Annotated in this window: 1 protein-coding gene; it reads right to left on the reverse strand. The window is 66.9% G+C overall.

Annotation, left to right across the window (positions count from 1 at the left end):
- A partial coding sequence (locus KVS67_RS12005) for a toprim domain-containing protein (protein WP_217565449.1) occupies positions 1-267 on the reverse strand: 267 nt, incomplete at its 3' end.
- Positions 268-272: the final 5 nt, after the last annotated feature.

Here is a 272-nt window from a genome sequence, read left to right on the forward strand (position 1 = left end):
GAGCTCGGTGACCTTCTTCTGCTTGTCCGGGTGCACCACGTAGTACGGGGTGAAGCCGTGCACCGTGGCCACGGCGAACTTGCCGAACGGGCCCTTCATCATCTCCGCCGGCAGGTCCGAGGGCTTGGGCAGGTCGCGGATGTGCCCCACGGAGGAGACCACCACCCAGCCCTCGCCCACCGCGTTGAGGTACTTCGCGATGGACTTGCTCTTGGCCGGGGACTCCACGAGGTCCAGCTTCTTGCCCGTGGGCACGGGAGCGGTCACGGAAG

Origin of the sequence: Micrococcus sp. GbtcB5 (assembly GCF_019091605.1) — a bacterium.
Classification (GTDB): domain Bacteria; phylum Actinomycetota; class Actinomycetes; order Actinomycetales; family Micrococcaceae; genus Micrococcus; species Micrococcus luteus.